Here is a 14,909-nt window from a genome sequence, read left to right as displayed (position 1 = left end):
GGTGACGCTTTTTCATCCACCACAACGACGCTGTGGTGGATCGGTGAAACGTGATCCACCCTACGCGGTTGAGACCGGTGCCGGTCTCAACCGATGTAGGTGGTCTTCACCGTCGTATAGAACTCCTGGGCGTATTTACCCTGCTCGCGGCTGCCGTAGGACGAACCTTTGCGACCACCGAACGGCACGTGGTAATCCACCCCGGCAGTCGGCAGGTTGACCATGACCATACCGGCCTGGGCATGACGCTTGAAGTGGTTGGCGTATTTCAGCGAGGTGGTGCAGATACCGGCGGACAGACCGAACTCGGTGTCGTTGGCCATGGCCAGCGCCTCGTCGTAATCGGCCACGCGGATGATATTGGCCACCGGGCCGAAGATCTCCTCGCGGCTGATGCGCATGTCCGCCGTGCAGTCGGCGAACAGGGTCGGGGCCAGGTAGTAGCCGTCCTGCTCGCAGCTGACGCGCTCGCCGCCGCAGACCAGGCGTGCGCCCTCGGCCTTGCCGATCTCGATATAACGCAGGTCCTGCTCGAGCTGGGCCTGGGACACCACGGGACCGATATCGCTGCCCTTCTCCAGCGCATGGCCGACGGTGATCGACTGCATCCGCTCGGCCATGGCCGCGACGAACTGGTCGTAGATACCGGCGGTAACGATCAAGCGGCTGGAGGCGGTGCAACGCTGGCCGGTGGAGTAGAAGGCGCTCTGCACCGACAGTTCCACGGCGGTTTTCAGGTCGGCATCGTCGAGGATGATCTGCGGGTTCTTGCCGCCCATCTCCAGCTGCACCTTGGCACCGCGCGCCATGCAGCTGGCGGCGATGCTGCGGCCGACGCCGACCGAACCGGTAAAGCTGACGCCATCGACCTGCGGGTGCTGCACGATGGCTTCACCGACCACCCGACCGCTGCCCATCACCAGGTTGAACACCCCGGCGGGGAAACCGGCGCGGGAGATGATTTCGGCGATGGCCCAGGCGCAGCCCGGCACCAGATCGGCCGGTTTCAACACCACGCAGTTGCCGTAGGCCAGGGCCGGGGCGACTTTCCAGGCAGGGATGGCGATGGGGAAGTTCCACGGGGTGATCAGGCCGATCACGCCCAGCGGTTCGCGGGTGACTTCCACCGAGACGCCGGGGCGCACCGAGGCCAGCACTTCGCCGGCCTGACGCAGGCATTCGCCGGCGTAGAACTTGAAGATATTGCCGGCGCGAGTCACCTCGCCAATGGCTTCGGGCAGGGTCTTGCCCTCTTCCCGGGCCAGCAGCGCACCGAGCTCTTCGCGGCGGGCGAGGATTTCGCTGCCGACCTTGTCCAGCGCATCGCTGCGCGCCTGGATACCGGAAGTCGACCAGGCCGGAAAAGCGGCGCGGGCGGCGGCGATGGCCTGAGCAACCTGAGCGGCGTCGGCCTGGGCGTATTCGCCGACCACATCGGCCAGATCGGACGGGTTGATATTGCTCGAATAGCTGGTAGCGGCGAGCCACTGGCCGCCGATGTAGTTGTCGTAACGTGATGGATTGGCCACGAATAGCCTCCTGTCTGTGGGCGACGCGTGATCGCGCCGCGCTCGGTCAAACGGTGTTTATTGCGCGCCCTGGGCTTCGATCAGGGCGGCGAGCATCTCGTACTCATCCGCCAGCAGATCGGTCAGCGGCGCACGTACCGGGCCGGCGTCATGGCCGACAATCCTGGCACCGGCCTTGATGATGCTGACGCCGTAACCGGCGCAGCGATTACGGATATCCAGGTACGGCAGGAAGAACTCATCGATGATCTCGCCAACAGTGGCGTGATCGTCGCGCGCCATGGCGTTATAGAAGGACATGGCAGTTTTGGGGATGAAGTTGAACACCGCCGAGGAGTACACCGGCACGCCCAGGGCCTTGTAGGCGGCGGCATAGACTTCCGCGGTGGGCAGGCCGCCGAGGTAGCTGAAGCGCTCGCCGAGACGGCGACGGATCGACACCATCAGTTCGACATCGCCCAGGCCGTCCTTGTAGCCGATCAGGTTCGGGCAACGCTCGGCCAGTTGTTCCAGCAGCGGCGCGGTCAGGCGGCAGACGTTGCGGTTATAGACCACCACGCCGATCTTCACCGACTTGCACACCTGCTCGACGTGGGCGGCAACCCCTTCCTGGCAGGCTTCGGTCAGGTAGTGCGGCAGCAGCAGCAGGCCCTTGGCCCCCAGGCGCTCGGCTTCCTGGGCCATTTCGATGGCCTGGCGGGTCGGCCCACCGACACCGGCGAGGATCGGCACGCTGCCGGCGCAGGTGTCGACCGCGGTCTTGATCACCGCCGAATACTCTTTGCCGGTCAGGGAGAAAAATTCGCCGGTGCCGCCGGCGGCGAACAGCGCCGAAGCACCGTAGGGCGCCAGCCATTCCAGGCGGCGCGCATAGGTATCGGCGCGGAAATCGCCGGCAGCATCGAAATCGGTCACGGGAAAGGACAGCAGACCGGAAGAGAGGATGGACTTCAGTTCTTGTGGATTCATTGTGCGAACACCCTGGAGAGCGAATGGTGGAGAGGAGCATCAGTCGAGACTGTAGAGATACGTTATCGTACAACAATGGTCAATACCATCACTTTTCTCGACCGGCTATCGCCCTGGCTGCCACCCCTCGCCTCCGTCAGTTGCCACCCCAGTGCCCGGGCAGTTGCCCGCCAGGCTCGACGCTAGAAGCCTGCGCATCGCCACTGCAGAGCGAGTAGCGACTGTGGCGGCTAACCCGGCAAACCCGCGCCGCACCCATAACCGGTGGTCGCCGCCGGCACTTTTCACTCAACCGCGCGTTGACAAGCTCGTCAGACGCTGTTGATAATCCGGCCAAGTCATACGACAACGTATGACACTTCTAACAACAAAGAATCAGGCCCAGCCATGATTATGAAGACCCAGGCACATGCGCCCTTTACCTGCCCGATAGCTGTCGCCCCCGACGGCCCAGCCGCCTTGTGCACCGTGCACCCACGGAACGCTCTGCATCTGCTGCGCAGCGCCGCGCCGAAGCGCCTCCCTCATTCCTGCTTGCGCTCATTGCACCGCGCCATGCCTGCAACGCCGCGCCTTCATACGGCCGGCGCACGGCTCCGCGCCCCCGCTGCCCAGCCCCTGGAGAACCCTGCCCATGCTTGAACAGGCCCATACGCACACCCCGCGAGTGGTGGAGATGCAGGTGATTCCGGTCGCCGGCCACGACAGCATGCTGCTCAACCTGTGCGGTGCCCATGCGCCCTACTTCACCCGCAACCTGGTCATCCTCAAGGACAGCGCCGGGCGCAGCGGCGTCGGCGAAGTACCCGGCGGCGAGGGCATCCGCCAGGCGCTGGAACGCAGCAAGGGGCTGGTCATCGGTCAGCCGGTCGGCCGCTATAACCGCATCCTCAACAGCCTGCGCCAGGCCATCGCCGGGCGCGACGGCGGCCCGCAGACCACCGTGCATCAGGTGACGTCCGAGGCCGAGGCCGCCGTACTCAAGCAGCCGCATGAGATCAACCTGCGCCTGGACAACGTGATCACCGCGGTCGAAGCCGCGCTGCTCGACCTGCTCGGTCAGCACCTCGACGTCCCGGTCGCCGAGCTGCTCGGCAACGGCCAGCAACGCGACAGCGTGCCGATGCTCGCCTACCTCTTCTATATAGGCGACCGCCAGCGCAGCGACCTGCCCTATCTGGCCGGCCAGGGCTCGGGCGAGGACTGGTACCACCTGCGCCACCAGGAGGCCGTCACCCCGCAGGCCATCGCGCGTCTGGCGCAGGCGGCGAACGCCCGCTACGGCTTTAGCGACTTCAAGCTCAAGGGCGGGGTGATGCGCGGTGCCGAGGAGATGCAGGCGGTGGCCGCGATCAAGGCGTGCTTCCCCGACGCCCGCGTGACCCTCGACCCCAACGGCGCCTGGTCCCTGGCCGAGGCCATCGAGCTGTGCCAGGGCCAGGGCCATCTGCTGGCCTATGCCGAAGACCCCTGCGGCCCCGAGCACGGCTATTCCGGCCGCGAGATCATGGCCGAGTTCAGGCGCGCCACCGGCATCCCCACCGCCACCAACATGGTCGCCACCGACTGGCGGCAGATGGGTCACTCCCTGCGCCTGGAAGCGGTCGACATCCCACTGGCCGACCCACACTTCTGGACCATGCAGGGCTCGGTGCGCCTGGCGCAGCTGTGCGAGGAGTTCGGCCTGACCTGGGGCTCGCACTCCAACAACCATTTCGATGTTTCCCTGGCCATGTTCACCCATGCCGCCGCCGCGGCACCGGGACGCATCACCGCCATCGACACCCACTGGATCTGGCAGGAAGGCCAGGAGCGCCTGACCCGCGAACCGCTGCAGATCGTCGGCGGTCGTGTGCAGGTGCCGCAGAAACCGGGGCTGGGCATCGAGCCGGACATGGAGCGCATCATGCTCGCCCACGAACTCTATCAACAGGTCGCCGGTGCTGCCCGCGACGACGCCATGGCCATGCAGTACCTGGTGCCCGGCTGGCAATACGACCCCAAGCAACCGAGCCTCGGCCGCACGCCGGCCTAACCCACCACTTCGCCGCAAGCCCACTCACCGGAGAACTCCAATGAAAAAAACAATCCGCGCCTCCCTCCTCTCTGCCCTGGTCGGCATGGCTGCTATCGCCGCCCAGTCGACCGCCTTCGCCGCCGACGAGGTCAACTGGCCGACCCGCCCGGTGCAGGTGGTGGTGATCGCCAACCCCGGCGGCGATACCGACTTCAATGCGCGCATGATGGCCAAGTACTTCAACAAGATCACCGGCAAGAACATGGTGGTGACCAACGTCGCCGGTGGTGGCGGTACCCTGGCCGCCGAGCAGGTCAAAGGCGCCGCGGCGGACGGCAACACCATCCTCTTTACCCACACCGGCCAGCTGATCGTCAACGAAGTGGCCGGCCTGTCCGATGACAGCTTCGAGGCCTTCGACATTGCCTGCATCGCCGGCGTGGACAAGGGTGCGATCTTCGTCGCCAGCGAGAGCGCCGAGGTCAAGACCCTGCAGGCGCTGATCGACAAGGCCAAGGCCAATCCCAACAGCGTCAGCTACGGCACCGAGATGGGCAGCTTCTCGCATATCCAGGGGCTGATGTTCGAACAGCTGGCCGGGGTGAAGCTGAAGATGGTCGACGCCGGTACCGTGTCGGAGAAGGTCGTCGCCCTGCTCGGCGGCCGTATCGACCTGGGCGCGATCAGCTACGGTTCGGTGCAGGACTACGTCACCGGCGGCCAGATGGCCGCCCTCGGCCAGCCCAACAGCGAGCGCAACGCACTGCTCGGCGACGTACCGACCTTCAAGGAGCAGGGCGTCGACTTCACCATCGACAAGCCCTACGTGGTCGCATTCCCGAAAGGCACCGACCCGGCCATCGTGGCCAAGATGGCCGGCATCATGCAGCAGATCACCGAGACGCCCGAGTACGCCGAGGAGCTGAAGAAGTCCTTCAAGCAGCCGGTGGCCTACCATGGCACCGAAGAAGCCATCGCCGTACTGAGCAAGACCCGCGAAGACTTCATGCAGTACAAGGATGTCCTGCGCAACAAGTAACAGGTGACCCGGCCAGCCCGAGTGCTGGCCGGTGCCCGGCCCCATCCCCTGAGGTTTCCCGATGGCTACCACCAAGAAAAAGGAGCTGCTGATCGGCATCGCCATGCTCGGCGCCAGTCTCGGCTACCTGTTAATGACCATCCAGTTGCCGCGTCACAACGGCATCGACGCGGCCTTTGTGCCCAGCCTGCTGTCGGCCATGCTCTGCCTGCTCGGCGTGCTGCAACTGCTGAGCGTACGCAACTGTACTCAAGCCGTGACGGAGTACCACCCCGATGGCGAAGCCGAGGTGGCGGGCGGCAGCGATATCAAGACGGTGGTCAAGACCCTGGCGTTGATCCTCGGCTATATCGCCCTGCTCAACCCGATTGGTTTTCCGATCATGACCGTGATCTACCTGTACCTGCAGTTCATCGTGCTGACCCCGCTCGATCATCGGGTCAACCACCTCGTCTATGCCCTGATCGCCGTAGTCACGTCGGCCATCACCTACCTACTGTTCCGCGAGGCCTTCGATCTGATGCTGCCTTCCGGGCTGCTGCCGTTCTAAGGAGGATCGACCATGCTCGAATTACTGCAGCAAGGCTTCGGTGCCGTCTTCTCGCTCCATATCATGCTGCTGATGGTGATCGGTGTCGCCGTCGGCATCGTCTTCGGCGCGGTGCCCGGCCTGTCGGCGACCATGGCGGTGGCCCTGTGCCTGCCGCTGACCTTCACCATGGGCCCGCAAGCCGGCCTGTCGCTGCTGGTCGCGCTGTTTATCGGGGCCACCTCGGGCGGGCTGATCTCGGCCATCCTGCTGAAGATCCCCGGCACGCCCTCCTCGATCGCCACGGTGTTCGATGGCGGTCCGCTGATGGAACAGGGCCATGGGGTCAAGGCCCTCGGCGTCGGTATCGTGTTTTCCTTTCTCGGCACCATTTTCAGCATCGCGGCGCTGATGTTTATCGCCCCGCAGCTGGCCAAGGTCGCCCTGCGTTTCGGTCCCCATGAATACTTCGCCATCGCGGTGTTCTCCCTGACCCTGATCGCCACCCTGTCCGCCGGCTCCATGGTCAAGGGCCTGTTCGCCGGTGCCCTGGGCTTTGCCGTGTCCACCGTGGGCATCGCCCCGGTGGAGGCGATCCGCCGCTTCACCTTCGGCGTCGCCGAGCTCAATGGCGGCTTCGCCATGCTCACGGTGATGGTCGGCATGTTCGCCGTGGCCGAGATCATCAAACTGGCCGAGAGCGGCCGCCACGCCCACCAGAGCAAAGCGCAAGCGGTGAGCATGAAGAACATCAAGGGCTTCGGCTTCTCGCTCAAGGAGTTCCGCGAGCAGCTGCCCAACGCCGGGCGCTCCGGCCTGATCGGCCTGGGTATCGGCATCCTCCCGGGCATCGGCGCAGGCACCTCCAACCTGGTCGCCTACATCATCTCGAAGAAGCGCGCGAAGAACCCGGAAACCTACGGCAAGGGCAATATCGGCGGCGTGGTGGCCAGCGAAACGGCCAACAACGCCGGCATCGGCGGGGCCATGCTGCCGCTGATGACCCTGGGCATTCCCGGCGACACCGTCACCGCGATCCTGCTCGGCGGTTTCCTGATCCACGGCATCCAGCCCGGTCCGCTACTGTTCATCAGCCAGGGACCGCTGGTGTACACCATCTTCGCCGCGCTGATCATGTCCACCGTGCTGATGCTGTTCATGGAGTTCTACGGCCTGCGCCTGTTCATCAAACTGCTCGACGTGCCCAAGCACATCCTCCTGCCGATCATCCTGGTGCTCTGCGTGGTCGGTGCCTTCGGCCTGAGCAGCCGGCTGTTCGACGTCTGGTCGATCCTGCTGTTCGGCCTGCTCGGTTACCTCTTCGTCAAAGCCGGGATGCCGGCGGCCCCCTTTATCATCGGTTTTATCCTCGGGCCCATGGCCGAGACCAACCTGCGCCGCGGCCTGATGCTCTCCGACGGCAACTTCGGCGCGTTTCTCAGCAACCCCATCGCCGCGGCATTCCTCGGCCTGGCCCTGGTCTTTATCCTCTGGCAGGTCGTCAGCGCACTGCGCAGCAAGAAAAGCCTGGTGAACGAGATACTGCGAACCTGAGCCTGCCCCCTGGCCACGCTTAAGCCAGCATCTCGCTAATCCACCGGGCGTGTTGGGCAACCTCCTGCACCTTCGCCTCGGGCACGGCCTGCCGCGCCTGGGCGAAGTCGGCCAGGGTGCGCTGCTTCAAGCGCAACATTCGCTGCCACTTGGTCAGAAATGCCGGGCTGCGTTGCTGCAGCTGCTGCGGGCCGAAGTACAGCTCCTCAGCGCAGTACATCACCGGCCTCATGCGCTCGGCGACGATGATTTCGTAGTAGAAGCGGTTTTCCCGCAGCACTTCCTCGCAAAGGATGCAGTAGCCATTGTCCATCAGCCATTGGCGCAGTGGCTGCTCGCCGCCGTTGGGCTGCAGGATCAGGCGCTCATTACCGCTCAGGCGGGCCTTGCCGCTGTCGAGGATGTCGCGGATTCTCTCGCCGCCCATGCCACAGAGACTGATCGCCGTGATCCTGTCGCCCGGCTCGATTGCCGCCAGGCCATTAGCGAGGCGCACGCTGATGCGCTGGCTCAGCTCGTTCTCGCGCACGGTACGTTCAGCCGCGTGAAACGGCGTCAAAGCCACCTCGCCGGCCACCGCCGCCGTGATGACGCCGCGACGCATCAACGCCACGGGCAGGTAGCAGTGATCCGAACCGATATCGGCCAGCCGCGCACCTGCAGGTACATGCGCCGCTACACGCTCCAGACGCATGGACAATACCCGTTCGTTCAACTTCAACCCCTTTCACCACCGACGTCCGACACGGACGGCCAGATCGGCGCGCGATTCTGCCGAGCAATGCGGGGGATGGCAAATGCTTGCGAGCAGCGCTGCGGTTCGGTCTGGATCTGTGTGCCCTACTCGCCCCACCACCTGCAATCAGCCACTCCCCCACTCGATCAACTCGAACCCCACATCCAGCCGCAACGGCTCACGCGCCAGCGCCGGTTCGGCGATACGCGGCAGCGGCGCGCAAGTCGGGAGATTTTCTGCTCAAGCATGCCCCTAGGAAGTCCACGCAGCTTGGCCAGCGGCTGTACACTGCTGACGCGAGATACGTTGTCATACAACTTTAGTCGGTAGTGGCGGACCTCAGGTTTGCCGGACAACCGGCCTGGGCCTGGCAAGAGCCACTCAGGTGCTTGCCAAACAGCCCTGCAGCTGGCGTTATAGAGGCCTTAAGCCAGAATAAAACCACACATTACCAAGGGTTTAGCGCCTGACAAATCGCGGCATCAAGCAGACGAATAACCGCAACTGGTTCCTCTTGCGCGTTGACATTTGCCCACAGGCCTGATGATAATCGACACAAGTCATACGACAACAGATGACATGCCCAATAACAACAAAGCAGAGCCTGCCATGACCCCAACAGCCAACGTCCCAGCCCCCTTCAATCGACTGCTGCTCACCGGTGCCGCTGGCGGTCTGGGCAAGGTGCTGCGGGAAAGCCTGCGGCCTTACGCCGCCATCATGCGGGTGTCCGATATCGCCGAGATGGCTCCCGCCGCTGGCGCCTATGAAGAAGTCCAGGTCTGCGACCTGGCCGACAAGGCCGCGGTACACCAGCTGGTCGAGGGCGTGGACGCGATCCTGCACTTCGGCGGGGTGTCGGTCGAGCGCTCGTTCGAGGAAATCCTCGGGGCCAATATCTGCGGCGTGTTCCACATCTATGAAGCGGCGCGCCGGCATGGCGTCAAGCGGGTGATCTTCGCCAGCTCCAACCATGTGATCGGCTTCTACAAGCAGAACCAATTTATCGACGCCAACGCGCCGCGCCGACCGGACAGCTACTACGGCCTGTCCAAGTCCTACGGCGAAGACATGGCCAGCTTCTACTTCGACCGCTACGGCATCGAGACCGTGAGCATCCGCATCGGCTCCTCCTTCCCCGAGCCGCACAACCGCCGAATGATGAGCACCTGGCTGAGCTACAGCGACCTGACCCAGCTGCTCGAACGCGCCCTGTACACCCCCAACGTCGGCCACACCGTGGTTTACGGCATGTCGGATAACCACAACGTCTGGTGGGACAACCACCTGGCCACGCACTTGGGCTACCAGCCCAAGGACAGCTCGGAGCAGTTCCGCAGCCGGATCGAAGCCCAGCCCATGCCCGCCGCCGATGATCCGGCGATGGTCTACCAGGGCGGTGCCTTCGTTGCCGCCGGCCCATTCGGCGACGCCTGAAACACCCCTGCGCTGCAGAACCACCAAAGGGGAACCAGCTGCCATGCAAGCCGAACTGATTGTCGACGCACGCAATGCCACCGGCGAAAGCCCGGTGTGGAGCACCGAGGAACAGGCCCTGTACTGGGTCGATATCCCGGCCGGCCAGCTGTACCGCTGGAGCCCCGCGGATAATCGCACCCAGCAATGGACGGCTCCGCAAATGCTTGCCTGTATTGCCCGCTGTCGTGACGGCGGCTGGATCGCGGGCATGCAGAGTGGCCTGTTTCACCTGCAGCCCGGCACCGACGGCAGCCTGCACAGCCGCCCACTCAGCAGCGTGGCGCATGCCCTCCCGGCTATGCGCTTCAACGATGGCCGCTGCGACCGCCAGGGCCGCTTCTGGGCCGGCAGCATGCTGCTCGATATGAGCGCCGCCGCGCCAGTCGGTGCCCTGTACCGCTACTGCGTCGGGCAACACGAGCCGCTTGCCGCGCAAATCGGCGCGCTTATCGTTCCCAACGGCCTGGCCTTCAGCCCGGACGGTCGCACCCTGTACCTGTCCGACTCGCACCCTTCGGTGCAGGCCATCTGGGCCTTCGACTACGACATCGACAGCGGCACGCCGCATAACCGCCGCTTGTTCGTCGACATGCGCCAGCACCCCGGCCGCCCCGATGGCGCGGCGGTGGACAGCGAAGGCGGCTACTGGATCTGCGCCAACGACGCCGGCCTGATCCACCGCTTCAGCCCCGACGGCCGCCTGGACCGCTCCCTCGCCGTGCCAGTGAAGAAGCCAACCATGTGCGCCTTTGGCGGGCGCAATCTGGACACCCTGTTTGTCACCTCGATCCGCCCGGCCGGCGACCTCAGCGACCAGCCACTGGCTGGCGGTGTGTTCGCCCTGCAACCCGGGGCCAAGGGACTGGAGGAAACCTGCTTCAACAACTGAGCGGCGACTCGCGATTGGTCGCGCGCTCGGTTTTCGCAACGCTGCACATCCAACAACAACAAGACTGGAGCTTCACCATGACCTTCAAACGCAAGTTGCTTGTCGCCGCCCTGCCCTTTGCCTTCTGCCTTTCAGGTCTGGCGCAAGCCACCACCATGAAGATGGCCGAGATTCATCCGGCCGGTTACCCGACCGTTGTCGCCCAGGAAGCCATGGGCAAGAAGATCGAAGCGGCCACCAATGGTGAGCTGAGCTTCAAGATGTTCGCCGGTGGCGTGCTGGGCTCGGAAAAGGAAGTGGTCGAGCAGGTGCAGATCGGTGCCGTTCAAATGACCCGCGTCAGCCTGGGTACCGTTGGCCCGGTGGTACCGGACGTCAACGTGTTCAACATGCCATTTATCTTCCGCGACACGGCGCACATGCGCGCGATCATCGACGGTGAAATCGGCCAGGAAATCCTCGACAAGATCACCAACTCCGAATTCAACATGGTCGGCCTGGCCTGGATGGATGGCGGTACCCGCAACATCTATTCCAAGAAGCCGGTACGCAACCTTGAAGACCTCAAGGGCATGAAGATCCGCGTGATGGGCAACCCGCTGTTTATCGAGACCTTCAACGCCATGGGCGCCAATGGCGTGGCCATGGACACCGGCGAAATCTTCAGCGCCTTGCAGACTGGCGTCGTCGACGGCGCGGAAAACAACCCGCCGACCATGCTTGAACACAACCACTACCGCACGGCCAAGTACTACAGCCTGACTGGCCACCTGATCCTGCCGGAGCCACTGGTGATGTCCAAGGCCAGCTGGAACAAGCTCACCCACGAGCAGCAAGAGATCGTCAAGAAGTACGCCAAGGAAGCGCAGTTCGAAGAGCGCAAGCTGTGGGATGAAAAGTCCGCCAGCAGCGAAGCCAAGCTGAAAGAAGCCGGCGTCGAGTTTATCGAAGTCGACAAGAAGCCCTTCTTCGACGCCACCGCGCCGATTCGTGCGAAATACGGCGCGCCCTACGCTGAGCTGATCAAGCGTATCGAAGCAGTCCAGTAACTCAGTATCTCTGAAGAACCCCGTGGCGGCTGCTTAGGCCGTCGCCACGCGCGTGGTGAAGTCTCATGAAAAACTTGCTGTTACGCATCAACGACGTGATTTACCAGGCCTGCATCTGGGTCGCTGGCACCGCCATCGTCGTGATGGCGCTGATCATTCCATGGGGCATTTTCGCCCGTTACGTACTGGGCAGTGGCGCCGGTTGGCCGGAGCCCATTGCGATCATGCTGATGGTGCTGTTCACCTTTATCGGTGCCGCCGCCAGTTATAGGGCCGGTGCACACATGGCCGTGACCACCTTTACCGACCGCCTGTCACCCGCGTGGCAACCCAGCATCAGCCTGCTGGTGCAGCTGCTGATGGCGGCCATCGCCCTGTTTATGACCATCTGGGGCATCAAGCTGTGCGCGGCCACCTGGAACCAGTTCATGAGTACGCTACCGACACTGCGCGTAGGCATCAGCTACTCCCCCATTCCGATTGGCGGTTTCGTGACCCTGGTCTTCGTTCTTGAGCGCCTGTTCCTCGGCGACCAGAGCCACCGCCGCGTGGTCAACTTCGAGCTGCTTGAAGACAGCAAGGAGGCCGTGTAAATGGATGCGCTAATCCTGCTTGGCAGCTTTCTCGTCCTGATTCTGCTGCGCGTACCCGTGGCCTATTCCCTGGGCATATCGGCCTTGCTCGGTGCCTGGTACATCGATATTCCGTTCCACGCGATCATGATTCAGATCAGCGGTGGCGTGAGCAAATTCTCCCTGCTGGCCATCCCGTTCTTCGTCCTGGCTGGCGCGATCATGGCCGAAGGCGGCATGTCGCGGCGTCTGGTGAATTTCGCCAACGTGCTGGTGGGTTTCGTGCGGGGCGGCCTGTCGCTGGTCAACATCCTCGCCTCGACCTTCTTCGGCGCCATCTCCGGCTCGTCCCTGGCCGATACCGCCTCGGTCGGTTCGGTGCTGATCCCGGAAATGGAAAAGAAGGGCTACCCGCGTGAGTACTCCACCGCGGTCACCGTCAGCGGCTCGGTACAAGCGCTGCTGACCCCACCCAGCCACAACTCGGTGCTGTACTCGCTGGCGGCCGGCGGCACGGTGTCCATCGCCTCGCTGTTTATCGCCGGCATCGGCCCGGGGCTATTGCTCAGCGCGGTGATGATGGGCATGTGCCTGTACTTTGCGCGCAAACGCAATTACCCCAAGGGCGAGGTCATCCCGCTCAAGCAAGCGCTGAAAATCTGTGTGGATGCGCTATGGGGCCTGTTCACCATGGTGATCATCCTCGGCGGCATCCTCTCGGGCATATTCACCGCCACCGAGTCGGCCTCCATCGCCGTGGTCTGGGCGTTCTTCGTGACCATGTTTATCTACCGCGACTACAAGTGGCGCGAGCTGCCCAAGCTGCTGCACCGCACCGTGCGTACGCTGTCGATCGTGATGATCCTGATCGCCTTCGCCGCCAGCTTCGGCTACATCATGACCCTGATGCAGATCCCCTCGAAGATCACCGCGCTGTTCCTGACCCTGTCGGATAACCGCTACGTGATTCTGATGTGCATCAACTTTATGCTGCTGGCTCTCGGCACGCTGATGGACATGGCCCCGCTGATCCTGATCCTCACGCCGATCCTGCTGCCGGTGGTGGTGGATATTGGCGTCGACCCGGTGCACTTCGGCATGATCATGCTGGTCAACCTGGGCATCGGCCTGATCACCCCGCCGGTGGGCGCGGTGCTGTTTGTCGGCGCGGCCATCGGCAAGGTGACTATCGAGAACACCATCAAGGCACTGCTGCCGTTCTACGCCGCGCTGTTTATGGTGCTGATGGCCGTGACCTATATTCCGGCCATCTCGCTGTGGCTGCCGAGCATGGTGCTGTAGAACCTGCTCACAATCTGCTGCGCGTCGGCCCTGCGGCGTTAAAAACAGGCTCGGACGGTGGCTTGCCACCGAACGGCCTTTAGGCCGGCCCGGAGGGCAAGCGGAGCGAGTAATGCTCATGTACAAAAGTACACTCGTGTGCGAGCCCAGTCCGCTTCCTCGCCTGTTTTGACCAGCCGAAGGCTGTTACTAATGTAGCGCCTTGCATGGCTCTAGCTCGCGAGATCGTGAACAGGTTCTAGGCCGTGTCACTGCGTCACGATCCCCTGGAGCCGCCGACCTGGCGGCTCCTTGCTTTGTAAGGACAGAATCTCCGCCATGCCTGCCGCCCCACCCTTCCCCCGGCATATCGCCGCACTGATCCTGGCCACCCTGGCCTGCTCCTTCGCCGGCAACCATATTGCCGCGCGGATCGCCTTCGACCATGACACCGGCCTGCTGCTGGCGATGCTCTGCCGTTCCGGGGTGACCCTGCTGGCGCTCGCCGCTCTGGTGCTGTGGCGTGGCGAATCGCTGAGGATGCGCCGCCAGACCTGGGCCTGGCAGCTGCTGCTGGGCCTGCTGATCGCGGTGCAGAGTTTCTGCATCTACTCGGCGGTGGCGCGGATTCCGGTGGCCCTGGCGTTGCTGGTGGTCAACCTCGCGCCCATTCTGCTGGCGCTGCTGACTTGGGCCCTGGGAGGGCCGCGACCGACCCGCCGCGCGGCCTGGCTGATGGGGCTGATTCTGCTGGGCCTGGTGTTTGTGCTCGACCTGCCGCAGCAGCTGTCCGGCCCGGCCGAGATCGATCGGCGCTGGGTCGAAGGGGTGCTGTTCGGTCTGACCGGGGCGGCGGCATTTGCCTGCGCCCTGTGGATCACCGGACACCGGCTCAGCGGCATGCCGGGCACGGTGCGCAGCATGCTGACCATGCTGGTGGTGTTCGCCGCCTCGGCCCTGGCCGGGGCCGGCGGTCTGCTGCCGGGCGGGATGGATCTGCCTAGCGCCACGGCCGGCTGGATCGCCTTGGGCTGCCTGGTGCTGCTGTATGGGGTGGCGTTTTCTGCGCTGTTTATCCTGGTCACCCGCCTGGATATCGCGCGCAATGCGCCGGTGATGAATATCGAACCGGTGGCCGGTCTGCTGTTCGGCTGGCTGATTCTCGATCAGCTGCTCAACGGCCTGCAGATGTTCGGCGGCCTGCTGGTAGTCAGCGGTATCGTCCTGCTGGCTTACAAGCGCCAGGCCTAGCAGGACCCTCTTGAA

The 14,909-nt window shown here is 63.9% G+C and carries 13 protein-coding genes; 10 read left to right on the top strand and 3 right to left on the bottom strand.

The window, feature by feature from the left end; genetic code table 11:
• Window positions 1-86: 86 nt before the first annotated feature.
• Entirely contained in the window at window positions 87-1,529 is a 1,443-nt protein-coding gene (locus G9C89_RS09390) for an aldehyde dehydrogenase family protein (RefSeq protein WP_172147608.1), read from the bottom strand.
• A gap of 57 nt (window positions 1,530-1,586) precedes the next feature.
• Entirely contained in the window at window positions 1,587-2,498 is a 912-nt protein-coding gene (kdgD, locus tag G9C89_RS09385) for a 5-dehydro-4-deoxyglucarate dehydratase (RefSeq protein WP_172147607.1), read from the bottom strand.
• A 634-nt stretch (window positions 2,499-3,132) separates the two neighbouring features.
• On the opposite strand from kdgD, the gene G9C89_RS09380 reads away from it, so the two are divergent.
• The 4 genes from G9C89_RS09380 to G9C89_RS09365 all read left to right on the top strand — a co-directional run bounded on the left by G9C89_RS09380 (window position 3,133) and on the right by G9C89_RS09365 (window position 7,637).
• Complete coding sequence (locus G9C89_RS09380) at window positions 3,133-4,533, top strand: enolase C-terminal domain-like protein (protein ID WP_172147606.1); 1,401 nt, start codon at window positions 3,133-3,135, stop codon at window positions 4,531-4,533.
• 40 nt (window positions 4,534-4,573) lie between these two features.
• Complete coding sequence (locus G9C89_RS09375) at window positions 4,574-5,554, top strand: tripartite tricarboxylate transporter substrate binding protein (RefSeq protein WP_172147605.1); 981 nt, start codon at window positions 4,574-4,576, stop codon at window positions 5,552-5,554.
• A gap of 61 nt (window positions 5,555-5,615) precedes the next feature.
• Window positions 5,616-6,104, top strand: a complete 489-nt coding sequence (locus tag G9C89_RS09370; RefSeq protein ID WP_172147604.1) for a tripartite tricarboxylate transporter TctB family protein — start codon at window positions 5,616-5,618, stop codon at window positions 6,102-6,104.
• Between the two features lie 12 nt (window positions 6,105-6,116).
• Entirely contained in the window at window positions 6,117-7,637 is a 1,521-nt protein-coding gene (locus G9C89_RS09365; RefSeq protein WP_172147603.1) for a tripartite tricarboxylate transporter permease, read from the top strand.
• A 19-nt stretch (window positions 7,638-7,656) separates the two neighbouring features.
• Here the strand turns inward: G9C89_RS09365 and G9C89_RS09360 are convergent, their stop codons facing one another.
• Window positions 7,657-8,352 (bottom strand): tRNA (adenine(22)-N(1))-methyltransferase, encoded by a 696-nt coding sequence (locus tag G9C89_RS09360; RefSeq protein ID WP_172147894.1) that lies wholly within the window; start codon window positions 8,350-8,352, stop codon window positions 7,657-7,659.
• Between the two features lie 630 nt (window positions 8,353-8,982).
• Between G9C89_RS09360 and G9C89_RS09355 the strand changes: the two genes are divergently transcribed.
• From G9C89_RS09355 to G9C89_RS09330, 6 genes are all read left to right on the top strand, one after another.
• Complete coding sequence (locus tag G9C89_RS09355; RefSeq protein WP_172147602.1) at window positions 8,983-9,810, top strand: NAD-dependent epimerase/dehydratase family protein; 828 nt, start codon at window positions 8,983-8,985, stop codon at window positions 9,808-9,810.
• A 43-nt stretch (window positions 9,811-9,853) separates the two neighbouring features.
• Entirely contained in the window at window positions 9,854-10,741 is an 888-nt protein-coding gene (locus G9C89_RS09350; protein ID WP_172147601.1) for a glucurono-1,5-lactonase, read from the top strand.
• A 77-nt stretch (window positions 10,742-10,818) separates the two neighbouring features.
• Window positions 10,819-11,790 (top strand): TRAP transporter substrate-binding protein, encoded by a 972-nt coding sequence (locus G9C89_RS09345; RefSeq protein WP_172147600.1) that lies wholly within the window; start codon window positions 10,819-10,821, stop codon window positions 11,788-11,790.
• A gap of 65 nt (window positions 11,791-11,855) precedes the next feature.
• Window positions 11,856-12,383 (top strand): TRAP transporter small permease, encoded by a 528-nt coding sequence (locus G9C89_RS09340; RefSeq protein ID WP_172147599.1) that lies wholly within the window; start codon window positions 11,856-11,858, stop codon window positions 12,381-12,383.
• Window positions 12,384-13,664 carry a TRAP transporter large permease gene (locus tag G9C89_RS09335; protein ID WP_172147598.1) on the top strand — a complete coding sequence of 427 codons (1,281 nt, stop codon included), beginning with the start codon at window positions 12,384-12,386 and terminating at the stop codon, window positions 13,662-13,664.
• A 318-nt stretch (window positions 13,665-13,982) separates the two neighbouring features.
• A complete protein-coding gene (locus G9C89_RS09330; RefSeq protein WP_172147597.1) occupies window positions 13,983-14,894 on the top strand; it encodes an EamA family transporter in 912 nt (303 codons plus the stop codon).
• Window positions 14,895-14,909: the final 15 nt, after the last annotated feature.

It is taken from the genome of Pseudomonas tumuqii, from assembly GCF_013184545.1.
GTDB classification, from domain to species: domain Bacteria; phylum Pseudomonadota; class Gammaproteobacteria; order Pseudomonadales; family Pseudomonadaceae; genus Aquipseudomonas; species Aquipseudomonas tumuqii.
The sequence above is the reverse complement of the archived record's forward strand: the minus strand, read 5'-3'. Positions and strand labels throughout refer to the sequence as shown.